Origin of the sequence: Tahibacter harae (genome assembly GCF_024437735.1) — a bacterium.
GTDB lineage: Bacteria > Pseudomonadota > Gammaproteobacteria > Xanthomonadales > Rhodanobacteraceae > Tahibacter > Tahibacter harae.
In genome coordinates, this window is sequence record NZ_JANFQO010000005.1 from 229648 (window position 1) to 254474 (window position 24827).

The window sequence follows — 24827 nt, forward strand, 5'->3', positions numbered from 1 at the left end:
CAAGCTGCGCGTTCTCTGTCGACGTCGCCTATGACCTCGCTCTATTTCGCGCCCTTTCTCTGTGCACTGGTGCTGGCCCTGGCGCTGGCGTTCCGCCGCCATCGCGCGGCCATGCTGCTGGCGGCCATCGCCCTGGCGGTGGCGGCACTGTCGCTGCCGCCGGCGCAGACGGTCGGACTGCGCGCGAGCGCAGCCTGCGCCATGTTCCTGCCCTGGCTGTGGCTGCTGGCGCTGCTGCTGCCGGAGCCGCCGTTGCGTTCGCGCCGCATGCTGGTGTTCGCGGCTGCGCTGGGGCTGTCGGCCTGGCTGGTGGCCGCGGCGCCGGAGCATGTCTGGAATGGTCTGCAGGATCTGCTGCCGCTGGGCCTGTCCAGCGCGCGGCCTTCGCGTGTTGCGCTGACCCTGGCGCTGCTCGCGGCGGCGATCGCCGCCGGCTACTGGCTGTGGCAGCGGCGTCCGCTGGATGCGGCGCTGGCCTTCGCGCTGCTGGCCGGCGCCCTCGGCTGGATCCAGCTCGGCGGGCTGGAGCTGCGCAGCTGGCTGCTGGCCGCCGCGGCGGTGATCGGCCTGGGTGTGGTGTACGCATCCTGGCGCCTGGCCTTCCTCGATGCACTGACCGGGCTGCCCAACCGCCGTGCGCTGGATGAAACCCTGGCGCGCCTGTCCGGCGACTACGCACTCGCCATGGTCGACGTGGATCACTTCAAGCAGTTCAACGACAAGCACGGCCACGATGCCGGCGACCGCGTGCTGGCCGCGGTCGCGCGCAGCCTGGGCCGTACGCGCGCGGCGACGGCGTTCCGTTTCGGCGGCGAGGAATTCTGTCTGCTGTTCCGCCGGCCCGAGCTGGCCAGGGACGCCTGCGAGGAAGCACGCCAGGCCATAGAAGCCTTGCGCGTGGCCCTGCCGCGCAAGCCGGCGGCGAAGAGCGGCGCCAAGGGCGGCGGCAAATCCGCCGAGAAAAAACGCGAAGCCACCGTGCAAGTCACCGCGAGCATCGGCGTGGCCGCCCGCGGCGGCACGCGGCGCGCGGCGCCGGAGGTGCTCAAGGCCGCGGATCAGTGTCTGTACAAGGCCAAGGACAAGGGGCGCAACCAGGTGGTCGCGCTGGCCTGAGCCGCATCTTCCAGAATCCGGCTGTGAACATGCCGGCGAGAAGCAACCCGGCAGCCGCACCGGCATGGACCACGCGGCTGGCGCCGTCCTCGTGATCAGGCTTGCCGCGCCGCTGCGATTTGATAGCGAGGACCGCTGGGCTATCCTCGGTCAGCGACATTGATCGTGCTGGACGACCTGCGCCGCGGCGACGTGGTGCGCCTGCGCTACAGCGTGGCCGGGCGCAATCCCATCATGGCCGGGCTGGACGGCGAAGGTGCGGTGTTCGCCTGGTCCGGGCCGCTGCTGCGACGCCAGCTGCGTGTGCTGTTCGATTCCGATGTGCCAGTGCAGGAGCTGCGCGATCCGCGCGTGGCCGCGGCGCGCGTGCGGCGCCAGGGCGAATGGCAGGAGTGGCGTTACCTGGCCGAAAACGTGGCGCCGATTGTTGCAGAGGACCGCGAGCCAGCCGGCTTCCAGCGCTATCCGCAGGTTTATGTCAGCGAGAAACGCAGCTGGGCCCAGGTGGCCGACTGGGCGCGCACGCTGTATCCGCCGCCGGCGCCGCTGCCGGCGGATCTGCGCGAACGCATCGCGCAGTGGCGCCGGCTGCCGGATGCGGATGCCCGCATCGCTGCGGCCCTGCTCGCGGTGCAGGAAGACGTGCGCTATTTCGGCCTGGAAATCGGCGAGAACACACACAGGCCGGTCGAGCCGGCGCTGGTCTGGGAACAGCGCCGCGGCGACTGCAAGGACAAGACGCGCCTGCTGGTGACGATTCTCGCGGCGCTGGATATCGCGGCGAATCCTGCCCTGGTCAGCCTGGAAGACGGCAGGCACATCGCCGGCCTGCCGCCGTCGGCCAGCGCCTTCGACCACGTCATCGTGCAAGTGCGCCGCGACGGCGGATCGCTATGGCTGGACCCGACCAGCACCGGCCAGCGCGGCGCGGCCGCGGCGCAGGAGATCAGCGATTTCGGCTACGCCCTGCCGGTGGCGCCGGGCAGTGCCGATCTGGTCGCGGTGGCGCGCAATCCGGCCAGCCTGAACCGCATGCGCATTGTCGAGCGCTACGAGCCGCAGCAGCAGGGCGCCCAGCTCACGTTGCAGGTACGCGCGGAATATTCCGGCGACGCCGCCAACTTCATGCGGCGCAACCTGCGCTACCGCGGCGCCGAGGCGCTGAGCCGCAGCTACGCCGACTTCTACCGCCGCCGCCACGCCGAAGTGGAAGTGCTGCAGCCGCTGCAGGTGGAAGACGATGCCGCCGCCAACCGCCTTGTGCTGACCGAGCAGTACCGCCTGGACCGGCCCTGGGCGCAGGAAACGCCCGGCCAGCGCGCGCTGGATGTGTCGGCCGACAGCGTCGCCGGCATGCTCAGCCTGCCCGAAACGCTCAAGCGCAAGTCGCCGCTAGCGGTGCCCTTTCCCAGCGACGTGGAGCACCGCATCGAATTGCAGCTGCCCGCCGGCTGGAGCTGGAGCAACGGCGCCGCCCAGCGCGACCTGGACGACGCGGCGGCGAGCTACCGCTACCGTTCGGGCCTTGAAGACAACGTTGTATTTTCAGAGGAGCGCGTGGTTGCGCGGCAGGCCAGCGTCGAGCCTGCGCGTATGGGCGAACACCTGAACTGGCGCCGCAGTGCGCGGGAACAGAATCTGCAGCGCTGGGTGCTGGCCCTGCCGGCCGACAAGGCCGATCAGGTGCGCAAGCAGCGCCTGAACAACCTGCTGCGCGAAGTGATGGACGACAACCGCAAGGCTGCAACCGGGAAGAACAATGATGCGGACTGAAAACGGCCGGCGTCTGGGCTGGCTGGCCGCCTGCCTGCTTGCCGCTGCGCCGGCGGCCTGGGCTGGCGATGATGTCGCCGCGGACTGGAGCGAACTGCTCGGCAAGGGCGGCGTAAACGCGCTTGAGACGTACGCACTGGTGAATGCGCTGCGCACCGAAAATGGTGCGCTCGATACGGCGCTGTGCCATGAAAAGGCTGCCGAGATCGAAGCGGCGCTGCAGATCAATCGCGTCGGCCTGGGCTTGTGGCTGGTGGCGCAGGAATGCGCCAGCGCCGATGGCAACGAGGTCCTCGCCGAACAGCGCCGGCAGCGTTTCGAGGCATTGCTCGGGCACGCGCTGAAAAACCGTGCCGTACTGCAAGGGCAGGTGCCGATCAAGGTGCTGGCAGTGCAGGATGCCGAAGCCGTGGTGCTGGCAACCGGTCAGGAGCTTCTTTATCGCAGCTATGAGCCCTATGACGGCGGACGCTACCTGACCCTCACCCTGACCCTGTGGGACAAGGACGATCAGCGCGAGACCGTACTCGAATTCGACTATCTCGACGCGGCCTTCGGCGGCAACTTTTTGCAAGACCTTCTGCAGGAGGCCGCTCCGCCCGCTGCAGCCACACCCTGAGGCTGCTACTCTGGCCAGGTTCTCTCCATTGGAATCTGCGCGCATGAATCCTGGCCGCCGGCGCTGGCTTGCACTGCTGGGTGTCTTCGCTTTCGGTCTCACTGCCTGCCAGTCCGCCTACTACGGCGCACTGGAGAAAGTCGGCATCGCCAAGCGCGACCTGTTGCTGGATCGCGTCGACGCGGCGCGTAACTCCCAGGGCAAGGCCGAGCAGGCCTACGTCGATGCGCTGACCCAGTTCCGCGCCGTGGTCAGCGTGGATGCGGGCGAACTGGAATCGGTCTACGAACGTCTCAAGGCCAGCCACGACGAAGCCCAGGCCCGCGCGCAGGCCTTCGGCAAGCGCATCGCCGCCGTGGAGTCGGTGGCCGAGGCGCTGTTCAAGGAATGGGAAGGCGAGCTGGCCCAGTACAGCGACGCCGGCCTGCGCGCCAAGTCCAAGGCCCAGCTGGAGCGCACGCGCAGCCGCTATCGTACGCTGGACCAGGCCATGCGCCGGGCCGAGGCCAGCTTCACCCCGGCGCTGAAAGTGCTGGGCGACCAGGTGCTGTATCTCAAGCACAACCTCAACGCTGCGGCCATCGGCGCGATCAAGGACGAACTGCCGCGCATGCAGAGCGATGCGGCCAATCTGCAGCGCGATGTGCAGCGGGCCACGGCGGAGGCGGAGCGGTTCATCAAGGAGTTTCGCGGCGGATAACGCAGCGCTCAAGCGGCAACGGGGATAAAAAAGCGCGCCGGGAAATCCGGCGCGCTTTTTATTTTCAAGGGGTGGTCAGCCCTTCACGCAAACCACCTGCCGCAGCGTATGCACGATCTCCACCAGATCGGACTGCGCCGCCATCACCGCGTCTATGGGCTTGTACGCGGCCGGCGATTCGTCGACCACATCGGCGTCCTTGCGGCATTCCACGTGCGCGGTGGCCTTGCGGTGGTCTTCCAGGCTGATGCGGCGCTTGGCTTCGGTACGGCTCATCACGCGGCCGGCGCCGTGGCTGCAGGAATGGAAGCTTTCCGCATGGCCAAGGCCGCGCACGATGAAGCTCTTGGCGCCCATGCTGCCCGGGATGATGCCCATTTCGCCCTGGCGCGCGCTTACCGCGCCCTTGCGCGTCACCAGCACGTCCTTTCCGTAGTGGTGTTCGCGGTTGACGTAGTTGTGGTGGCAATTCACTGCTTCGGTCGCCACCTCGAACGGCTTGGCGATGACCTTGCGCGCCGCCTGTACCACGTGTTCCATCATGATGGCGCGGTTGGTGCGGGCGAACTGCTGCGCCCACTCGACCGCGTGCACGTAGTCGGCGAAGTGCTCGCTGCCTTCCGGCAGGTAGGCCAGGTCCTGGTCGGGCAGGTTGATCATCCAGCGGCGCATGTCCTGCTTGGCCAGCTCGATGAAGTGCGTACCTATGGCATTGCCGACGCCGCGCGAACCCGAGTGCAGCATGAACCACACGCGCTGTTCCTCGTCCAGGCAGACCTCGACGAAATGGTTGCCGGTTCCCAGCGTACCCAGATGGTTGAGGTTATTGCTGCGGGCGAGCTTGGGGTGTTTTTCCACGATGCGCCTGAAGCCCTCGGCCAGCGTGCTCCAGCCCTCGACGGCGCGCGTCGGCGGATTGGCCCAGGCGCCCTTGTCGCGCGGGCCTACGGTGCGGCCGTGCGGCACGGCCTTCTCGATGGCGCTGCGCAGCGGGGCCAGGTCGTCGGGCAGGTCGCTGGCGACCAGGCTGGTGCGCGCGGCGATCATGCCGCAGCCGATGTCCACGCCGACCGCGGCCGGCACGATGGCGCCTACGGTGGGCACTACCGAGCCCACGGTCGCGCCCTTGCCGAGATGCACGTCCGGCATTACCGATATCCACTTGTGGATGAACGGCAGCTTGGACATGTTGATCAGCTGCTGGCGTGCCTCGTCTTCCAGCGGCACGCCGCGGGTCCACGCCTTGATCGGCACGCCGCCTTCCTGGATCACGTTGTAGTTGCTGCTTGCCATGAGGCTTCCTTGAAAAAAAATGGCGACAAGTTTGGTGCGAAACATCCTGCGCTTTTACTGCAGGCCGGGACTCGAACCCGAGGGCTTGCGCCCTTCAACCGTGTAGTTCCGCCGGCATTCGCCGAAAATCGTTTGCGGTGCGGCTTGCGCCGCGTGGTGCGATGAATGAATGCAGCGACAAGTAGGGGTGAAACGTTTTTCCCGCTCTGGCCTCTGAGCTACGGCCCCGCAGTGGTGGAGCCGGCGGGATTCGAACCCGCGACCTGGACCGTGGAAGGGTGTAGTTCCACCAGGCATTCGCTGCGAAGAAAACCCGGCGGCGCAAACGGGCGCCGCTCCGTCAGGGGCCGCGGCGGGGACACCGCCGCGGCCGGTTGTCATTGGATGTGCAGCTTACTTCCAGTCGGAAATACGGTCGTCTGCCCGTATTTCAAAACCTAGAGTTCGATGGCTGCAATCTGCTGCAGCCAGTCGCGCTCGCCGTTGGCCGCGCCGGCCAGCAGATCGAACACTGCGTCGCTGAAGCCGCCGACATGCAGGACATCCGCGCCGGCCACGGTCTGGCTGGTCGCGTAGGGCTGCAGGTCGATACAGACCAGCCTGGCCTTGGGGCAGCGCACCTTCAGCGCCGCCCACTCCGTCATCGTCGCCGTGCTGCGGTTGCGCGTATCGGCCCAGGACTCGTTGTCGGAAATGATGATCAGCGTATCCACCCGCGCCGACTCCTGGTTCAGCTTCTTCAGCGGCGCGCTGACCGCGGTTCCGCCGCCGCACAGCGCGGCCAGTTGCCTGGCCTGGGTGATGACGCTGTCGCGCGGGTTGATCACCGTGTTGCGCACCGCGGTGTCGAACGGCATCACCCGTGCGGACGGATTCTTGCGCTTGACACAGGCGGCCACCAGCGCAGCGACGTCGACACAGCGCAGTGCCGTGGTCGAACCCTTGCGGTGTCCCGTGACCGGCGAATGCATGGAACCCGACACGTCGACCGCGACCACGACATTGCCCTGCAGCAGCGGCGTGTTGTCGGTCGCAATTTCCATGGCGTCCTGCAGCGCGTCGCGGATCGCCTGCGGCATTTCCGTGCTGGCCGCATTCCATGCACCGAGCAACTGGTACGGGAAAGCGCGTGCCTTGCGGATCTGGCCGGCGTCGGCCAGGGCCGCGGCGATCTGCCTGGTCAGCGCGGCGTCCTTGAACACGCCGTGGCGCAGGAACGTGTTGAGGTTCATGCGCTTGGTCTGCCATGACGCACGCCGGGCGATGGACTGCCACTGCGCCTGCGACAGCGGCAGCGCGGTCAGGTACTGGAAATTCAGCTCCGGCACCTCGCCCGCGCCCTCGCCACGCTTGAACGCCTCGTAGCGCTGCACCAGGGCCGGCAGCTTCTCTGCCTGATACGGCTTGCCGATCAGCCAGGCGTACAGCGCCTCGCGCTCCGCGTCAGCCGGCTTGGGATGGACCATGCGCACGATGTCGGCGAGCGAGGGCTGCTGGCCTATGGCCGCGTTCAGTATCTCGGCTACATCGGCGCGCTCCAGCCACTGGCGTACCAGGCGCTTGGGCCGCGTACCCAGCGACTTGCGGCCGACCACGCCGCTGCGCAGTACCTGCACGAAGTTGCGCAGCATGCGGCCGTTGTCGATCACACGCTCGAATACCTTGGCGCACAGCGCACCGTCGTGCTGTGCCAGCCAGGCCAGCAACAGCGCCGGCATGTCCTTCATCTGGCCGCGCTGGCGGGCGTAGACGGCGGTCCTGGCGATCAGCTCGGCCGGCACCTTGGCGCAGAGCTGCAGCACCTGGTCCAGCTGTGTCTGCGCATCGGCGTAGTAGGTGCCGTTGAGGCAGCCGGTGGCGGCGTACAGGGCCAGCGCCGCTTCCGGCGAACGCTGGTAGGCCAGGCCGCCGGCCTCGTTGCGGGCGTCCGCGGCGGGTACCTGCGTGCCGCGCTGGCTGTTGAAGAGCTGATGGTTTGCCATTGTTGGTCTCCGTTCGTGTGGCGGACTCCGTATGGCAAGCGCTGTGCCAGCTCGGCGGTCATTCTATAAATTGATTATTAATCATACAGTTGGGATTATTTTTCGTGCTTTCGTCATTGCCGTGTGTCGCCGATCCTGATTCCTTTCTATCGCTTAAATATCCATTCATATCGCTGCGATGCGACATCCGGCGCTGCGGGCGCCACCTGGCGGCATTGGTTGGGGGACTCGTCGATCTGCGTCGTCCTGTAGAGACGTGCAGCGCGCACCTCAGGGGATGGGTGAATGTATACAAAGTTTCTTTCTTGCAAGGGATTGCTCGCTGCCGCTTTGCTTTTCAGCGCAGGCGCCCAGGCGGTGATGCGGCCGGATCCCAGTTTCGGCAGCGGCGGCACGGCCGTAGCGGATACGGCGCCGACGTACTACGCCGTCACACCGCGGCTGGTCGAGCTTGCCGACCGGCGCCTGCTCGTCGGCAGTCTGCTGGACACGCCAGTCCCTACGCTGGTCGTCGCGCGCCGTCTCGCCGACGGCGCAGCGGATCCGGCCTTCGGCAGCGCCGGCGTCAGCAGCGTTGTGCTGGGCGCCGGCAGCTGGAATTTCGGCCAGCTGGTCGACCTGCTGCCGCAGGCCGATGGCGGCGTGCTGGCGCTGGTGTCGTGGGCGAACAACGTGCCGAACGGCGCGTCCACAGCCTCGACTGCGCTGATAAGGCTGGGACCGGACGGCAATCCGGTGCCGGGCTTCAACGGCGGCGCGCCGCTGCTGCTGGCTGGTCTGCAGACAATCGCGACGCGCCTGCTGACCTATGGCGGCGACGTGCTGGTTTTCGCGCCCGTCGCGACCGAAAGTTCGCCGGCAGTCGGTTTCCGCGCCATGCGCGTACGCGCCGATGGCACGCCGGATCCGGCGTTCGGCAGCGGCGGTGTGCTCAGCGTGGAGCGTGCCGGAGCCCAGGCCAGCGACTGGATGATCCTGCCGGGCGGCGGGTTCCAGGTGCTGTATTCGGTGCTCGGATCGTCCGGTCTGTCGGCCGTATCCAATCTGTGGCAACGCCATCGCGCCGATGGTTCGCTGGACACCGCGTTCGGCAGCGGCGGCGAACAGGCCTCGCCCTGGCCGTACAGCCAGCTGATCGACCGCTTGAATGCGCTTCCCGGCGGCTTGCAGCTGGGCGTGCGGGGTGACTGCATCAAGACGGTGCTGAACAGCTATGGACAGCCGGTGCGCGAACTGCGCTTCTGCGCCGAAGGCTGGAATTTCCGCGCACAGCCCCTGGGCGACAGGCTGCTGGTCAGCGGCGAGCAGCGTACGTTCACCCTGCCGCCGCCCAGCGACGGCACCTATCTGTGGCTGGTCGACTGGTCCGCTGCCGCCGACGTCGGCTTCGGCAATCAGCCGGATCGCAGCTGGCGCCCGCCGGACCAGCCCCATGACAGCTTCGCCGTGACGGCCGACCGCGATGGGCGCATCCTGCTGGCACGCCGGGACGCAGCGGGCCTGCGCCTGTTCCGCTATCTGGATGTGCGCGGCGTTCCTTCCGCCGCGCCGGTGCCGGCGCTGGGCCCGGCAGGTGTGGGGCTGGTGCTGCTGGGACTGTTGCTGCTGGCACGCCGCCGCCTGATGCCGGTCTGAGGGCGCATGCGCGAAAACATCTTCCTGCGGCTGCTTGTCCTGTTGCTGCTCAGCGGCGCGGCCCAGGCGGAACTGCGGCTGGATCCGGGGTTCGGCAGCGGCGGCTCGCTCGTGGTGGCGGCGTCTGGCTCGCGTGACGACAGGCCTTTGCTGGCCGGGCTGGCCGATGGCCGTTTCGTCGTGGCCAACATGGCTGTGGCCGATGTTCCGACCGTGCGCGTCGCACGCTATCTGGCGGATGGCAGGTTGGACAGCGGCTTCGGCAACCATGGCGTCAGTCAGGTCGTCGTGGCCGCCGAGCATTGGGACACCAGTCTGGTGGCCAGTCTGAAAGTCCGGAGTGACGGTGGGCTATGGCTGGCGGTGACGCGGAAGTCCTTTTTGGGTTCGCCGCCGGCTTATTCCCATACGCTGGTGCGACTTGGGCCGGACGGAAATCCGGTTCCCGGGTTCAACGGCGGCGCGGCATTGCCGCTGCCGGCGCTGGGCAGCCCGGACAATGGTCCGCTGGAGGAAATGCTGCTGCAGGACGACGCCGTGCTGCTGTTGGCGAGCATCTACACGGCGCCGCCGCAGGGTCGCTTCAAGGCCCTGCGCATCCGCGCCGACGGTACGCCCGACCCGGGCTTCGGCGTGGCCGGCTTGTTGATCGCGGAGCGGGCCGGCGCTTTTAGCTACAGCTGGATGAGCGTGCCGGGCGGCGGCTTCCAGGCGCTGTACACAATCTTCAACCCGCCAGAGCTGCCGCGGCAGAGCTTCTGGCGCCGCTACCGGGGCGATGGCTCGCTCGATCTGACCTTCGGCAGCGCCGGGGAGCAGGCCGTCGCGCCGGGAGCGGGCCGCTACGTGGCCAACCTGTTTGCGCTGCCCGGCGGCCATCACCTCGGCCAGGGCCTGGGCTGCCACCTGTTCCTGTTCGACAGCCAGGGACAGCTGCTGCGTGAATTCGAGTCCTGCCCAGGACGGGAACTGATCGCGGCGCAGCCGCTGGGCGACAAGCTGCTGCTCGTGGGGCAGGACTTCTTCGGCGGCACGCCGCCGCCGGGCAGCCCGCTTTCGCTGCGCCTGGTCGACGGGTCCGGCAATCCCGTGCCGGGCTTCAGCGGCGAGGTAGAAGGCGGCCTGCCGGGCTTGTACGACGACCGCTTTGCGGCGATCACCGACCGCGCCGGGCGCATCCTGATCGGGCACGCAGATAACGATGCGATACGCCTGTATCGCTACCAGGAAGTCGGTGCGGTTGCGTCGTCCGCAGTGCCGGTGCCGGCGCTGGGGGCGGCCGGCCTGATCCTGCTGCTGCTGGGCCTGCTGTTGCCGGTGCGGCGGCGCCTGCGGCCGGGCTGAGTCCGCACCTGCCCACCGGGCTGCCGCGGCGGGCAGGCGCCCGACTTCTGGCCTATAATCCGCGGCCCGCGACCGCCCGGCGGTCGCCCCGCGACATGCGTCGCGGCCCGGATTCAATCCCCACGGAGTCATCCATGAGCATCGAACAGCTGGAAAGCATTGCCCAGGCAATGGTCGCCCCGGGCAAGGGCATCATCGCGATCGACGAGTCCAACGCCACGATCAAGAAGCGTTTCGACGGTGTCGGCATCGAATGCACGGAAGAGAACCGCCGCGCCTACCGCGAACTGCTGCTGACCACGCCGAACCTGTCCGATCACATCTCGGGCGCGATCCTGTACGACGAAACCCTGCGCCAGTCCAGCCGCGGCGGCGTGCCGTTCACCAAGATCATGCTGGACAACGGCATCCTGCCGGGCATCAAGGTGGACAAGGGCCCGCATGCGCTGGCCGGCTTCCCGGGCGAGCTGGTCACCGAAGGCCTGGACGGCCTGCGCGACCGCCTCAAGGAATACGCCGCCCTCGGCGCCAAGTTCGCCAAGTGGCGCGCCGTCATCACCATCGGCGACGACATGCCCAGCTCCACCTGCATCGAAGCCAACTGCCACGCGCTGGCGCGCTACGCCGCGCTGTGCCAGGAAGCCGGCATCGTGCCGATGGTGGAACCCGAAGTGCTGATGGACGGCGCGCATGACCTGGACGTCTGCTACGACGTGACCGAAGTCACCCTGCGTTCGCTGTTCGCCTCGCTGTACGAGCAGAACGTCATGCTCGAAGGCACCATCCTCAAGGCCAGCATGGTCGTTTCCGGCAAGGACTGCCCGGAACAGGCCAGCATCGACGAAGTCGCCGAAGCCACCGTGCGCTGCCTCAAGGCCAGCGTGCCGGCCTCGCTGCCGGGCATCGTATTCCTCTCCGGCGGCCAGTCCGACGAAGCGGCCACGGCCCACCTGAATGCGATGAACCAGATGGGCCCGCACCCGTGGCCGCTGAGCTTCTCCTACGGCCGCGCCATGCAGTCGGCCGCGCTGAAGCTGTGGTCCAAGGATATGAACGCGAACTTCGCCGACGCGCAGAAGACCGTTGCGCAGCGTGCGCGCGAGAACGGCCTGGCGGCGCTGGGCCAGTGGAAGAAGTCGGCCTGAGTGCCGCATGACAGCTGCCGGCGCCCGGCGCCGGTGGCTGCAGCAGAAAAGCCGCCTGCGGGCGGCTTTTCTGTTTCCGGATCCGGCGGTCGCTGTCGAAATCAGATCCTGATATTCAGCGAAAAGGGCCAGTCCGCCGCCGGCCCGCATGCACCGCACCGGCGCATCGCTCATGGCTGCAGCCGCACCGTCGCGCCGAGCAGGCTGGAGGCGAAATTGGCAAAGGCGTCGAAGGCGTAGAGACGGTTGCTGTCGCCGGGGCAGCCCGATCCGTCCGCGACGCTGGTGATGGCGCCGGCGCCCGCCACCAGGCGGCGGTTGTAGCAGGCGCCGAAATCGTCGCGGTAATCGTAGGCCTGCTCGCCGTACTGCGCCGTGCGCAGGGCGAGCGAGCCGTCGCTGGCGAAACGCAGCTCGCCGCCGTTGTGGATGGCGTTGCTCAGGCTGGCGCGGCGCATAGTGAAGCCTGCCGTGCCTACGTCCAGGGTGCGCTCGAACTGCTGGCGTACTTCCAGTTTCTGTTCTGCGCCCTCGTCCAGCTCCGCATAGCTGTACACCAGGTTCAGCGGCAGCCGGCGCGTGTCGATCAGCACGTGGTTGCGGCCCTTGTGCTCGATGCGCGTCTCGGTGCGCACGCGCGTGTCCTGTTCTATGGCCTGCACGTAGTCGCTGTCGGAGATGCGGAAACGCTGCACATTGGAAAATTCCAGGTCCTGCAGCACCGTGGTGGTGACGCGCCCGCGCGAGGTTTCCACGTAGCCGGAGATGAAATAGGCGCGCCGCGAGGTGACGCCGAGATCGGTCACGACGGCGCCTTGTTCCTCGGCCGAATCGTGCGTGATCTGCATCGGCGGATCGCGGTCCAGGGTGTTGTCAGTCAGCGCGCCGGTGACGATGGCGCGGCCGGCGTCGCGGTAGATCAGCAGGTTCGCCGCGACCGAGAAACGCTCGCCCGCATTGAACACGCTGAGCGAGACCGTATGCGGCTGGCCATCGTTGAGCAGGGCCGCGAACGGCGACAGGTCCACGCGCCAGGGCTCGAAGGCCAGGGTCTGCACCGCGGGTATCGGCCGCCAGGCGCCGGGGTCGATGGCGCCGGTATACAGCCAGGGCATCACCGCCGCGACGCCGGCCGGGCGGCCGTCGATGCGCACCTGGGTCTGGCGGAAGGCAGTATTGCCGCAGGATTGCAGTGCGTCGGCGTATTCGCTGGGCACGCAGGTCATCCAGAATTCGTCGCCGGCCTGGCTCTGCGCGATCACGTCGAGAAAAACGCGCTCGCTGTTGCGCGGCAGGTTGAGGCTGCGGCTGAACTCGGCCGTGCCGGTCACGTCGGTGCTGCCGCCCAGCGGTCCGCTGGCCAGAGGCAGGATCAGGTCCGGCCGCCGCGGCGGCGCCGGCCAGTTCGCTGCCACCGGATAGAACAGGATCTCGGCGCTGCCGTGGAGAATGCCGGTATAGGTCTCGTTGACCACGTTGCCCAGGTCGATCTTGCCGCCCTGGGGCGTGGCCAGCAGGCTCTGGTAGTCGCTGATGTCGCGCTCTATGCGCCAGCGCGGCGCCACCGTCGCGGACGGTTCCTGTGTGGTGCCGAAATACAGGTTCACCGCGCCCAGCCAGATATTCGCGGTGCGGTCGAACTGGCGCCCGGTGGTGACCGAGAAATCCGCGCGCAGCACGATTTTCGCGAACGGGCCGGGGCAGGCGGCCGGCGGCGCGTAGCTGAAATCGTGCAGCGAGAAATCGTCGAACACTTCGTCCTGATACAGGCGCACCACGCAGGGTTCGACAGCGGGCGCGGCCAGCGGCGGATCGGCGACGACGGCGCCGCGGCTGCCGACCACAGGCGGGTCGGCCTGTACTGCGGCGGCAAGCAGCAACAGGATGGACAGGAATCCCCGGCGCAACGCGCGGGCAGCGGGCTGGCTCATGACGCTTCCTCGAAGTGGCGGATCCCCTGAGGCGGCAGAACTTAGCATGCGCGCTTGGGCGCGTAGTCGAATAATGGAAAAGTAATCGTTTGTTTCAGAGCGGGCGCAGCAGTGCGTCGACGGCGGCGGCTACGCCCGGCCCGCGCTGCTCATCCGCCGGGTTGCCGTACTCGGCTTGCCCGGGCGGCGGAGAAGCCGCCGCAGGCAAAGAGCCGGGCGAGGACCTGCGCCGGTTCGCGCTGCAAGCCCGCCGCATCCGTCAGCGTGCGGGGCAGGATGGGACCGGCGCTTTCTTCTGGCGCGTCATTCAGCCGGCGAGGATGGTGCGATACACCCGCAGGGCCTTGTCGTTGTAGCAGCAGAAGATGACGCGCGCGACCGGGCCGGGATCCAGGGTGAGTTCGTGGACGGCCTCGATCGCGATGGCCGCAGCCTGGTCCAGCGGATAGCCGAACACGCCGCAGCTGATGGACGGGAAGGCGATGCTGGCCAGGCCGTGCTGGCGCGCCAGCGCCAGACTGTTGCGATAGCACGCGCCGAGCAGGGCCGGCTCGCCCTTGGCGCCGCCGTACCAGACCGGGCCTACCGTGTGGATCACATGCCGCGCCGGCAGCGCGTGCCCGCCGGTGATCACTGCCTCGCCGGTGGGGCAGCGCACGTAGGGCCGCACCCAGGGCAGGGTGGCGCACTCGGCTGCCAGTCCCGGGCCGGCGGCGCGGTGGATGGCGCCGTCGACGCCGCCGCCGCCGCTGAGGCTTTCGTTGGCGGCATTGACGATGGCATCCAGGGGCAACTGGGTGATATCGGCTTGAATGGCTTCCACAACGACCTGCATGGCGCGCGCCCTCCGTGTCCAGCGTCCCCTGGCCGCGGCGCTATGGTGCATCGGATGGCCCGCGCAAACCTAGGTGGGCAACCCGGCCTGGCCGTACGGACTAGCCCTCATCCGGCCTGGGTCCTAGGACCGACTTTGGTCGGGTGGTTTAGTGAACTCGCCGGTATTGAAAGATACTTGCCTAGGCAATAATGTCTGCGGCAGCCATGAACCGACCCGACCTCCGCTCGAATTTCGCCTACCCGCTGCTGGACGTGACGCGGCTGCTGCGCAAGCACTTCGACCGCCGCGCCGAGCCGCTGGGCCTGACCCGCGCCCAGTGGCGCGCGATCAAGGTCATCCACCGCCAGCCCGGCATCAGCCAGAAAGCCCTGGCCGAACTGCTGGAAATGGAACCGATCCCGGTGGGCCGGGTGATAGACCGCCTGCAGCAGGCCGGCTTCGTCGAGCGCCGCGCCGATCCCGCCGACCGCCGCGTCTGGCGCCTGCACACCCTGGACAAGGCCCACGGCGTGCTCGACGACATGGAAGTGATCGCCGCCGGCCTGCGCGACGACGCCCTGGCCGGCGTCAACGATGCCGAGCTGGCCGCCTGTATCGATGTCCTGGAGCGCATGAAGCAGAACCTGCTCGCGCTTGAGGAAACCCCTTCCAAGAACAGCTGAAACCGCGAGTACGCCATGACCGCCACCACCGAAACCGCGGCGCCCGCCGCCGCCCCGCGCAAGCGCGCCAACACCCTGCTGTGGATCGTCGGCCCGGCCCTGGTGCTGGGCCTGGCGGGTTATTTCTATCTCACCGGCGGCCGCTACGTGGATACCGACAACGCCTACGTGCAGGCTGACCAGATCACCATTGCGCCGCAGATCGGCGGCCGCGTCAGCGAGGTGCTGGTGCGCGAGAACCAGCCGGTCAAGGCCGGCGACCTGCTGTTCCGCCTGGATCAGGAGCCGCTGCAGATCGCTGTGCAGCGCCTGGAAGCACAGCTGGAATCCGTGCGCAGCATGCTCGACGGCGCGCGCAACGGCTACCGCGGCGCCGAGGCCGACTTGCGTTCGGCCGAATCCGACCTGCAGCATGCCCAGCAGCAGTTCGCCCGGGTGCAGGACCTGCGCACGCGCGGCCTCGTTGCGCAGCAGGCGCTGGACGACGCGGCCAACGCCGTCGCCAGCGCCCGCGGCAAGCGCGATTCCAACTCCGCTGCGGTGGCCAAGGCGCAGAACCTGCTCGGCGGCCTGCCCGGTGCGAACAACGAATCCCTGCCGGGCTACAAGCTGGCCCTGGCCCAGCTGGCCCAGGCCCGGCTGGACCTGAGCCACGCGGAAGTGCGCGCGCCGGTCGACGGCGTGATCGGCAAGACCGACCTGCAGGCCGGCGAATTCCTCAGCGTGGGCCAGCCGGCCATGCCGCTGGTGGCCACCGGCAACCTGTGGGTGGAAGCCAACTTCAAGGAAACCGACCTGACCAACGTCAGCGTGGGCCAGTCCGCCGAAGTGGCTATCGACACCTATCCCGGCCGCCACTGGAAGGCGCGCGTGGCCTCGATCAGCCCGGCCTCGGGCGCCGAGTTCGCCGTGCTGCCGGCGCAGAACGCCACCGGCAACTGGGTCAAGATCGTGCAGCGCATTCCGGTGCGCCTGCTGCTGGAACCAGAAAACGGCGCACCGCAGCTGCGCGCCGGCATGAGCGCCGAAGTGCAGATCGACACCGGCCGCGAACGCGCCCGCTACAGCCATTTCTTCGGCGCGGCGCCGGCGCAGGAACCGGTCGCGAGCCGCTGAGGACATCGCCATGAGCGCCGCCGCGGCACAGGGCCATCGCCAGGTCGCCAACCTGCCTTTGCTGGTCGTCTCCATCATGCTGGCGACGCTGATGCAGGTGATCGACACCACCATCGCCAACGTCGCCCTGCCGGATATGCAGGGCGCGCTGTCGGCCACCCAGGATCAGGTGTCGTGGGTGCTGACTTCCTACATCGTCGCCGCGGCAATCGCCACGCCGGCCACCGGCTGGCTGGCCTCGACCCTGGGGCGGCGCCGCCTGCTCGCTATCGCCATCAGCGGCTTCACCCTCGCCTCGGTGCTCTGCGCCGTCGCCACCGACATCGGCCAGATGGTCGCGTTCCGCGTGCTGCAAGGCCTGTTCGGCGCGGCCCTGGTGCCGATTTCCCAGTCCACCCTGCTCGATGTGTTCCCGCGCGAAAAGCACGGCGCGGCCATGGCCATGTGGGGCATGGGCGTGATGATAGGTCCCATCCTCGGCCCGCCGCTGGGCGGCTGGCTGACCGATCACTACAGCTGGCACTGGGTATTCCTGATCAACGTGCCCATAGGCGCGGCGGCCCTGATCGGCGTGCTCGCCAGCGTGCCGCCGGACGATGCGCACGATTACCGCTTCGACTGGCGCGGCTTCCTGCTGCTCGCCGCCGGCATCGGCGGATTGCAGCTGATGCTGGACCGCGGCGAGCAGAAGGACTGGTTTGCCGCGCTGGAAATCCAGGTCGAGGCGGCCGTCGCTTTCCTCGGCTTCTATCTCTACTGGGTGCACTGGCGCACGGCGGAGCGGCCCTTCCTGGACCTGGGCCTGCTGCGCGACCGCAGTTTCCTGTCCGGCAATGTCTTCATCTTCGTCATCGGCATCGTGCTGTTCGCCACCATGGCTTTGCTGCCGCCGTATCTGCAAAGCCTGATGGGCTATCCGGTGGTGACCACGGGCCTGCTGATGGCGCCGCGCGGCGTGGGCACCCTGGTGGCGATGCTGCTGGTCGGCCGTCTGCTCGCCGCCGGGACGGATGCGCGCGCGCTGATCTTCGCCGGCCTGGCGCTGACGGTTGTATCTTTGTGGCAAATGGCGCATTTCAGTGCGGACATGCCCGCGGCGCCGGTGATCTGGGCCGGCGTGATCCAGGGCCTGGGGCTGGGCCTGGTGTTTGTGCCGGTCTCGACCATGGCCTACGCCACCCTGCCTATGCAGCGCCGCACCGAGGCGGCCGGCATGTTCAGCCTGACCCGCAATATGGGGTCGAGCATCGGCATCTCGCTGGTCATGACCGTGCTTTCGCGCGGCACCCAGACCAACCACGCCGAACTGGCCAGCCGCATCACGCCCTACGGCCATACCCCGCTGCCGGCGGGCCTGGATATGGCCAGCGGCGCCGGCCTGGCCGCACTGAATGGCGAAGTTTCGCGTCAGGCTGCCGCAATTGCCTTCCTCAATGACTTCTGGCTGATGATGATTCTGACCATAGCTGCGATACCGCTGCTGCTGCTGTTCCGCCGGCCGCAACGCGGTGCCGCTGCGGCACCTGCCGCCGCCGCGGTCGATCATTGAGCTTCACCCGCCCGCCACGTACCGGGCGTAGGATGGTCCACCGCGGCGGCTGACAACGCCACCGATCAGGCACCGGCGCGCCGCGCGCGCCGGTGCACCGTCCCCGCCGCGGCGGCGGACGGCCCAAGGAAAGACCACATGCTCAAGCGTCACCTGCTGTATCCGTTCGTTTTCGCCTGTATCGCCCTGGCCGCGTGCAAGAGCCCGCAGGCGCCGGCCACCGGCGCGGCCCAGCCGCCGGCCAAGGTCACCGCCCAGATCGTGCAGCTCAAGCCTTGGTCGGACGTGATCGAAGCCCTGGGCACGGCCCAGGCGAACGAATCCACGGTGCTCACCGCCAAGATCACCGAGACCGTGCGCAAGGTGAATTTCGCCGATGGCCAGGCGGTCAGCGCAGGCGACGTGCTGGTCGAACTCACCTCCAGCCAGCAGGCGGCCCAGCTCAAGGACGCCCAGGCCATGGCGCGCGATGCCGAGCGCCAGTACGCGCGCCAGCAGGACCTGGTCAAGCAGGGCACGGTATCCAAGGCCCTGTTCGACACCGCCACGGCCACGCGCGATTCCAGCAGCGCCAAGGTCGATGCGATCCGCGCCCAGCTCGCCGACCGCGTCATCACCGCACCCTTCAGCGGCGTGCTCGGCCTGCGCCGGGTCAGCCCGGGCACCCTGGTGACGCCGGGCACGGTAATCACCACGCTGGATGACGTGGACCTGATCAAGCTGGATTTCTCGGTGCCGGAAACCCTGCTCGGCGCCCTTGCCGTGGGCCAGCAGGTGCAGGCCATGACCGCGGCCTGGCCCGAGCGCCGCTGGGAAGGCCGCATCACCTCGATCGACTCGCGCGTGGATACGTCCTCGCGCTCGGTGCTGGTGCGCGCGGAGATCGACAACCCCGAGCGCGTGCTGCGCCCGGGCATGCTGCTGTCGGTGCAGGTGTTCCGCGCGCCGCGCGAGGTGCTGGTGGTGCCGGAGATCGCGCTGGTGCAGGTCGGCACCGATTCCTACGTGTTCCGCATCAAGCCCGACAGCAGCGTGGAGCAGGTGCGCGTCGTCGCCGGCGCGCGCCGGCGCGGCGAGCTGGAAGTGCGCGAAGGGCTGCAGCCCGGCGACCGCATCGTGCTCGACGGCACGGTGAAGCTGCGCAGCGGCAGCCGCGTCGCGGTACAGGAAAGCACGGCCGCCAACGGCGCCACCGCCAGCCACTGAGGAGGCGCCCCATGCTGCTGTCGGATGTCTCGGTCAAGCGCCCGGTCTTCGCCACCGTCCTTTCGCTGATCCTGCTGGTGCTGGGTCTGATCGCGTTCACGCGGCTGCCGCTGCGCGAGCTGCCGAATATCGATCCGCCCATCGTATCCATTGATACAACGTATACAGGTGCCTCGGCCGGCGTGGTCGAGACCCGCGTCACCCAGGTGCTGGAAGACGCCATCGCCGGCATCGAAGGCGTGGAGACGGTGCAGTCCTCCAGCCGCAACGGCCGCTCCAGCATCACCCTGGAATTCACGCTCAACCGCGACATCGAAGGCGCTGCCAACGACGTGCGCGACGCGGTCGCGCGCGCCGCCGACCGCCTGCCCGAGGAAATCGACCCGCCCCAGGTGGCCAAGGTGGAAGGCGACGCGGACGTGATCGTCTGGCTCAACCTGAGTTCCACCACGCTGGACACGCTGGCGCTCACCGACTATGCCGACCGCTACGTGATTGATCGGCTGTCCTCCATCGACGGCGTGGCCCAGGTCAATTTCGCCGGCGGCCAGCGCTACGCCATGCGCATCTGGCTGGACCGCAAGGCCCTGGCCGCGCGCAACCTCACGCCCAACGACATCGAGAACGCACTGCGCCGCGAGAACGTGGAGCTGCCGGCCGGGCGCATCGAATCCGACACGCGCGATTTCACCCTGCGCGTATCGCGCGACTACCGCCGGCCGGAGGACTTCGCCGAGCTGGCCATCGCCAAGTCCGAGGACGGCCATGTCACGCGCCTGGCCGAAGTGGCCAAGGTCGAGCGCGGTGCGGAAGACCGCCGCGCCTATTTCCGCGGCAACGGCAAGCCCATGGTCGGCCTGGGCATCGTCAAGACTTCCACCGCCAACAGCCTGGACGTGGCCGACCGCGTGAAGGCCGAGATCGCGCGCATCCAGAGTTCGCTGCCCGAAGGCACGACCATGGGCGTGAGCTACGACTCCACCATTTTCATCGCTGCCTCGGTGGACCAGGTCTACAAGACGCTGGGCGAGGCCGTGCTGCTGGTGCTGGTGGTGATCTTCCTGTTCCTGGGCAGCGTGCGTGCGGCGCTGATTCCGGCGGTGACCGTGCCGGTGTGCGTGATCGCGGCTTTCCTCGGCCTGTACATCTTCGGCTTCTCCATCAACCTGCTGACCCTGCTCGCCCTGGTGCTGTCCATCGGCCTGGTGGTGGACGACGCCATCGTGGTGCTGGAGAACTGCCAGCGCCGCGTCGACCTGGGCGAGCCGCCGCTGGTCGCCGCGTATCGCGGCTCGCGCCAGGTCGCCTTCGCCGTGATCGCGACCACGGCGGTGCTGATCGCGGTGTTCCTGCCCATCGCCTTCATGGAAGGCAACAACGGCCGCCTGTTCCGCGAGCTGGCCGTGGCCGTTGCCGGCGCGGTGGCGATCTCCGCCTTCGTCGCGCTCACGCTGACGCCGATGATGTGTTCGCGCCTGCTGCGCGCGCACAATCATCAGCGCGGCTTCGTCGCCTGGACCGAGCGCCAGCTCGGCCGCCTCAGCCAGGGCTACCGCCGCGCGCTGGACCGCAGCGTAGGCCATCCGCTGCTGGTCGGCGGCGTGCTGCTGCTGGCCCTGGTCGCGATCGGCCTGCTGTTCGTGCGCGTGCCCAAGGAACTGGCGCCGCCGGAAGACCGCGGCGCGTTCTTCACCCTGGTGCAGGGCCCGGAAGGCGCCGGCTACGACTACACCGTGCAGCAGATGCAGGAAGTGGAAAAGCGCCTGATGACGCTGGCCGGCGACGACAGCCCGATCTACCGCATCAACTCGCGCGTGCCCGGCGGCTGGGGCCGCAGCGAGGAAATGCATACCGGCCAGTCCACCGTGCTGCTCAAGCCCTGGGACCAGCGCGACAAGACCACGGTGCAGGTGGTCGACCAGGCCCGCGCCCTGCTCGCCGACATTCCCGGCGTGCGCGCCATCCCGCAGATCCGCCAGGGCCTGGTGCGTGGCGGCGGCCAGCCCATGCAGATGGTGCTGGGCGGGCCCAGCTACGAGGAACTGGTGCAGTGGCGCGACCGCATGCTCGCGCGCATGGAGCAGAACCCGCAGATGTTCGCGGTGGATTCGGACTACAAGGAAACCCGGCCGCAGCTGCGCGTAAGCATCGACCGCTCGCGCGCGGCGGACCTGGGGGTCTCTGTGGACGAGATCGGCCGCACCCTGGAAACCATGATGGGCTCGCGCCGCGTGACCACCTTCGTCGACGGCGGCGAGGAATACGACGTCATCATGCAGGCCCAGGACAGCGACCGGCGCAGCCCGACCGACCTGACCAACCTCTACGTACGCGCCCGCAGCGGCCAGCTGATCCCGCTGGCCAACCTGGTCAGCCTGAGCGAGCTGGCCGAGCCGGGCACGCTGAACCGTTTCAACCGCCTGCGCGCGGTGACGCTTTCCGCCGGCCTGGTGCCGGGCTATCCGCTGGGCGATGCGCTGGACTGGATGCGCAAGGTTGCCGCCGAAGAGCTGCCGGATACCGCGCAGATCGATTACAAGGGCGAATCGCGCGAATTCCAGAAGGCCGGCGGCGCCGTCGCCTTCACCTTCGCCATGGCGCTGCTGATCGTATTCCTGGTGCTGGCGGCGCAGTTCGAGAGCTTCGTGCATCCGCTGGTCATCATGCTGACCGTGCCGCTGGCGGTGCTGGGCGCCTTGCTCGGGCTGTGGCTGTGGGGCTCCAGCCTCAATCTGTTCAGCCAGATCGGCATTGTGATGCTGGTGGGGCTGGCGGCCAAGAACGGCATCCTCATCGTCGAATTCGCCAACCAGCTGCGCGACCAGGGCCGCGGCATACGCGAGGCGATCCTGGAAGCTTCGGCGGTGCGCCTGCGTCCCATCCTGATGACATCGATCGCCACGGTCACCGGCGCCGTGCCGCTGGTGCTGGCCAGCGGCGCCGGCGCGGCCAGCCGCGTCACCATCGGCGTGGTGGTGGTGTTCGGCGTGACCTTGTCCACCTTCCTGTCGCTGTTCGTGGTGCCGGTGTTCTACCTGCTGCTGGCACGCTTCACGCGCTCGCCGGAAGCGGTGGCGCGCGAGCTGGAAGAACAGGAAACCGCTCATCCGGACGCGGAAACGGCCTGATCCACGCGCCACCGGCGGCGCGCGGACTTGCTACCGCGCGCCGCCCGCTTCAAGCTGGGGCATGAATTCCCATGACGACGACAGTCCGCGCCGCGGCCCGCCCGACAGTCCCTGGAGCAGCGCGCGCCCGCGCAGCGGCCAGGCCCGCCCCGACAAGCGCGAACGCGAGCGGCTGAAGGCCGCCGGCCAGGGCCGCCCGCCGCGCGACGCGGCGTATGCGCCGCGCGCGCCGCAATCCTACGCGCCGCGTTCCGGCACTGGCGCACGGCGCAGCGACGAACAGGCCGCCGAAACCGCGCCGCGGCCCGAGCTGCAGCAGCGCCACGAGGAACTGCGCCTGTTCGGCATCAATGCCTGCAAGGCCGCGTTCGCGGCGCGGCCGCAGGATCTGCGCAAGGCTTATCTCACCGAGCAGCGCATCGCCGAATTCAAGCCACTGCTGGCCTGGTGCGTGAAGCACCGCCTGGGCTACCGCGTGGTGGAAGAGGCCGATCTGGCCCGCCTCAGCGCCAGCCAGCACCACGAAGGCATCTGCCTGGAAATGCGCCGCCAGAACCCGCTGGGCCTGGCCGAGCTGCTGACGCAGCAGCCGCCGGCACCGCAGCCCAGCCTGCTGGTCGTGCTCGACGGCGTGGGCAATCCGCACAATTTCGGCGCCGTGCTGCGCAGCGCGGCGAATTTCGCCGTCGGCGGCATCGTCGTGCCGGCCGATTCCAGTCTCGGTCTTTCCGGCGCCGCCTGCCGCGTCGCCGAGGGCGGCGCCGAGGCCGTGGCGCTGGCGCGGCCGCAGCCCGGCGAAGACCTGCTCGCGCTGCTGCGCGCGTCCGGCTACGCCGTTGCCGCCACCGTGCCGCGCGACGGCGTAGCGCTGTACCGGCAGCCGCTGCCGGCGCGCCTGGCGCTGATCTTCGGCGCAGAGAACGAAGGCATGAGCGCGGCGCTGATCCAGGCCGCCGATCTGCGCCTGCAGATTCCCGGTAGTGGAAAGGTGGAAAGTCTGAACATTGCGGCGAGTGCCGCCGTGCTGTTCGCCGAACACTACCGCCAGCACCTCGTGTCATGAGCAGCAACAGCCTGGGCCTGGTCGCCCTGCTGGTGCACGACTACGACGAGGCCATCCGCTTCTACACCCAGGCCCTGCGCTTCCGCCTGCGCGAAGACAGCGACCGCGGCGGCGGCAGGCGCTGGGTGGTGGTAGCGCCGGGCGAGGGCGGCGCCGGCCTGGTGCTGGTCCGCGCCGAGGACGCCGCCCGGCAGGCCCTGGTCGGCCGGCAGTGCGGCGACAGCGTGTTCCTGTTCCTGGACAGCGCGGATTTCTGGTCCGACTACGCGCATATGCGCGCCCACGGCGTGCGTTTCGCCGAGGAACCGCGCGAGGAAGCCTACGGCACGGTCGTGGTGTTCCACGATCTGTACGGCACCAAATGGGATCTGCTGCAGCGCAAGTAGCGTTCAGCGCGTGGCGGCGCCCAGTGCCGCACCGTCGCGCAGTGCGCCGGCCGGAAAGCCGCGCCAGACCAGCCAGAGGATGGCGGCCAGATAGACCAGGGCCAGCGGCGCCAGCAGGGGATAGATGACGCTGCCGCCGAACAGCGCCGGCGCCACCGCAAGTATCTGCGTGCCGGTGGCGACGATACCGGCCCAGCCCAGCGCCGCCGGCAGCAGGCGTTCCAGCCGCAGCAGGCAGAAGAACAGCAGCATGCTCAGCCCGCCCAGGCTCACGTCCAGGAAGTGGATGCCGTTGCGCAGGCCACCCAGCAGTTTCTTCAGCGCCAGGTACAGGCTGGCCGGCTCCGGCCCGGCTGTCTGGTAGTGCTCGCCCAGGGTGCGGAACGCGATCAGGGTGGCGTATTCCACGGCTGAGACTGCGAGCCCCGCCACGACCAGGGCGAAATACGCCGTCGCCAGCAGCGGCCGTGCCCGGCCCAGGCTGCGCAGCAACAGCGCCGCCAGCCAGACCGAGATAAGGCTGGTCGCCATGCCCAGCACGGTGATCAGGCCGATCTGCCGCGGATGCGCCGCCGCGTTCACCAGCAGCCCTTCGCCGCCGAACAGCTGCGGCTGCAGGGCGAAATTGGAATAGATGCCCATGACGAATGTGGCGAGCAGGCCGGCGCCTAGCCAGCGGCCGAGATTGCCGGGGTTTTCCATGATGTCCTCCCATTGGTGGTGCCGCAGCGATCTGCGCCGACCTTGCCCGGGCACGGCGACAGCGGCCAAGACCGCGTGCGACCGCCGACGGATCGGGGCGGACGAATGACGGCCGGACGCGACGGCCCGATCGGCCGCGGCGTCGCCCGGCTGGTATGTGGGCGGGTCAGGTCGTGCCGTCGCATTGCAGCCGCGGGGCGTTGCTTACACACTGGCCGGCCTGTGCCCGTTGCGGAATCGGCTGAGCCATGGATGCGTATGAGCCGGTGATTACCCTGCTGCGCAAACGCCTCGCGGCGTCGGGCTTTGCTGTCACGCGGCGCCGGGGCAACTGCTGGATGACTTTCCCGGACGGCGGCGCCAGCGAAATCGCGGCGCTCGATCAACTGCCGCCGGCCGACGCCATCGATGCCTATGCCGCACGGCTGGAACACCTCGCCGCGCAGCGGCAGCAGGTGCTGGCGTCTCTGCAAGCAGACCGCAGCGCCGGGCCGGCCGGCGCGAGCCGCCGGGGCTGGAGACCGGCGCCCTGCTGGAACTCAGCCGGCTGATGCCCGGCGCGGCCTGCGGGAATCTGGTCAGGCTGGCCTGCGCGCAGCGGCGCGTGCTGCACCATTCCCGGCGCAAGGACGACGAGCT

General features: G+C 68.6%; 20 protein-coding genes. 15 read left to right on the forward strand and 5 right to left on the reverse strand.

The genetic code is table 11. The features are described from left to right. The first annotated feature begins 30 nt into the window (after positions 1-30). The 4 genes from NM961_RS07420 to NM961_RS07435 all read left to right on the forward strand — a co-directional run bounded on the left by NM961_RS07420 (position 31) and on the right by NM961_RS07435 (position 4208). Positions 31-1116, forward strand: coding sequence for a GGDEF domain-containing protein (locus NM961_RS07420; protein ID WP_305119071.1), 1086 nt, complete (start codon positions 31-33; stop codon positions 1114-1116). Positions 1117-1281: 165 nt separating this feature from the next. Continuing rightward, positions 1282-2889 (forward strand): hypothetical protein, encoded by a 1608-nt coding sequence (locus tag NM961_RS07425; RefSeq protein WP_255913325.1) that lies wholly within the window; start codon positions 1282-1284, stop codon positions 2887-2889. Beyond that, complete coding sequence (locus NM961_RS07430; protein ID WP_255913326.1) at positions 2876-3508, forward strand: hypothetical protein; 633 nt, start codon at positions 2876-2878, stop codon at positions 3506-3508. Before NM961_RS07425 ends, NM961_RS07430 begins: the two co-directional genes overlap by 14 nt. A 43-nt stretch (positions 3509-3551) precedes the next feature. Then, on the forward strand, positions 3552-4208 hold the full coding sequence (locus tag NM961_RS07435) for a DUF2959 family protein (RefSeq protein WP_255913331.1): 657 nt from the start codon (positions 3552-3554) through the stop codon (positions 4206-4208). A gap of 75 nt (positions 4209-4283) precedes the next feature. Here NM961_RS07435 and NM961_RS07440 read toward each other — a convergent pair whose 3' ends face one another. Both NM961_RS07440 and NM961_RS07445 read right to left on the reverse strand, forming a co-directional pair. Next, positions 4284-5501, reverse strand: coding sequence for an RtcB family protein (locus NM961_RS07440; protein ID WP_255913333.1), 1218 nt, complete (start codon positions 5499-5501; stop codon positions 4284-4286). A 437-nt stretch (positions 5502-5938) separates the two neighbouring features. Further along, positions 5939-7483, reverse strand: a complete 1545-nt coding sequence (locus NM961_RS07445) for a vWA domain-containing protein (protein ID WP_255913335.1) — start codon at positions 7481-7483, stop codon at positions 5939-5941. A gap of 285 nt (positions 7484-7768) precedes the next feature. Here NM961_RS07445 and NM961_RS07450 point away from each other — a divergent pair, with 285 nt between their 5' ends. The 3 genes from NM961_RS07450 to NM961_RS07460 all read left to right on the forward strand — a co-directional run bounded on the left by NM961_RS07450 (position 7769) and on the right by NM961_RS07460 (position 11607). Beyond that, positions 7769-9118 (forward strand): hypothetical protein, encoded by a 1350-nt coding sequence (locus tag NM961_RS07450; protein WP_255913337.1) that lies wholly within the window; start codon positions 7769-7771, stop codon positions 9116-9118. 6 nt (positions 9119-9124) lie between these two features. Continuing rightward, positions 9125-10462, forward strand: coding sequence for a hypothetical protein (locus tag NM961_RS07455; RefSeq protein ID WP_255913339.1), 1338 nt, complete (start codon positions 9125-9127; stop codon positions 10460-10462). Between the two features lie 134 nt (positions 10463-10596). Beyond that, on the forward strand, positions 10597-11607 hold the full coding sequence (locus tag NM961_RS07460) for a class I fructose-bisphosphate aldolase (RefSeq protein WP_255913345.1): 1011 nt from the start codon (positions 10597-10599) through the stop codon (positions 11605-11607). A 170-nt stretch (positions 11608-11777) separates the two neighbouring features. Here NM961_RS07460 and NM961_RS07465 read toward each other — a convergent pair whose 3' ends face one another. Together NM961_RS07465 and NM961_RS07470 are read right to left on the reverse strand one after the other, a co-directional pair. Further along, complete coding sequence (locus NM961_RS07465; protein WP_255913347.1) at positions 11778-13538, reverse strand: peptide-N4-asparagine amidase; 1761 nt, start codon at positions 13536-13538, stop codon at positions 11778-11780. A 307-nt stretch (positions 13539-13845) separates the two neighbouring features. Then, positions 13846-14373 (reverse strand): O-acetyl-ADP-ribose deacetylase, encoded by a 528-nt coding sequence (locus tag NM961_RS07470; protein WP_255913348.1) that lies wholly within the window; start codon positions 14371-14373, stop codon positions 13846-13848. A 206-nt stretch (positions 14374-14579) separates the two neighbouring features. Here NM961_RS07470 and NM961_RS07475 point away from each other — a divergent pair, with 206 nt between their 5' ends. The 7 genes from NM961_RS07475 to NM961_RS07505 all read left to right on the forward strand — a co-directional run bounded on the left by NM961_RS07475 (position 14580) and on the right by NM961_RS07505 (position 23486). Continuing rightward, positions 14580-15038: a MarR family winged helix-turn-helix transcriptional regulator gene (locus NM961_RS07475; protein WP_255913349.1), complete on the forward strand. Its 459-nt coding sequence runs from the start codon at positions 14580-14582 to the stop codon at positions 15036-15038. Positions 15039-15053: 15 nt separating this feature from the next. Continuing rightward, positions 15054-16154, forward strand: a complete 1101-nt coding sequence (locus tag NM961_RS07480; RefSeq protein WP_255913351.1) for an HlyD family secretion protein — start codon at positions 15054-15056, stop codon at positions 16152-16154. Positions 16155-16164: 10 nt separating this feature from the next. Beyond that, on the forward strand, positions 16165-17703 hold the full coding sequence (locus NM961_RS07485; RefSeq protein ID WP_255913352.1) for a DHA2 family efflux MFS transporter permease subunit: 1539 nt from the start codon (positions 16165-16167) through the stop codon (positions 17701-17703). 138 nt (positions 17704-17841) lie between these two features. After that, the gene (locus NM961_RS07490) at positions 17842-18909 is read left to right on the forward strand and encodes an efflux RND transporter periplasmic adaptor subunit (protein ID WP_255913353.1); all 1068 of its coding nucleotides are present in this window, start codon (positions 17842-17844) and stop codon (positions 18907-18909) included. 11 nt (positions 18910-18920) lie between these two features. Then, positions 18921-22037 carry an efflux RND transporter permease subunit gene (locus NM961_RS07495; protein WP_255913355.1) on the forward strand — a complete coding sequence of 1039 codons (3117 nt, stop codon included), beginning with the start codon at positions 18921-18923 and terminating at the stop codon, positions 22035-22037. A gap of 61 nt (positions 22038-22098) precedes the next feature. After that, a complete protein-coding gene (locus NM961_RS07500; protein WP_255913356.1) occupies positions 22099-23100 on the forward strand; it encodes a TrmH family RNA methyltransferase in 1002 nt (333 codons plus the stop codon). After that, positions 23097-23486, forward strand: a complete 390-nt coding sequence (locus NM961_RS07505; RefSeq protein ID WP_255913357.1) for a VOC family protein — start codon at positions 23097-23099, stop codon at positions 23484-23486. Before NM961_RS07500 ends, NM961_RS07505 begins: the two co-directional genes overlap by 4 nt. Before the next feature lie 3 nt (positions 23487-23489). Here NM961_RS07505 and NM961_RS07510 read toward each other — a convergent pair whose 3' ends face one another. Next, positions 23490-24188, reverse strand: a complete 699-nt coding sequence (locus NM961_RS07510; RefSeq protein ID WP_255913358.1) for a DUF4386 family protein — start codon at positions 24186-24188, stop codon at positions 23490-23492. Between the two features lie 266 nt (positions 24189-24454). Here NM961_RS07510 and NM961_RS07515 point away from each other — a divergent pair, with 266 nt between their 5' ends. Further along, positions 24455-24739 carry a hypothetical protein gene (locus NM961_RS07515; protein ID WP_255913359.1) on the forward strand — a complete coding sequence of 95 codons (285 nt, stop codon included), beginning with the start codon at positions 24455-24457 and terminating at the stop codon, positions 24737-24739. Positions 24740-24827 lie beyond the last annotated feature (88 nt).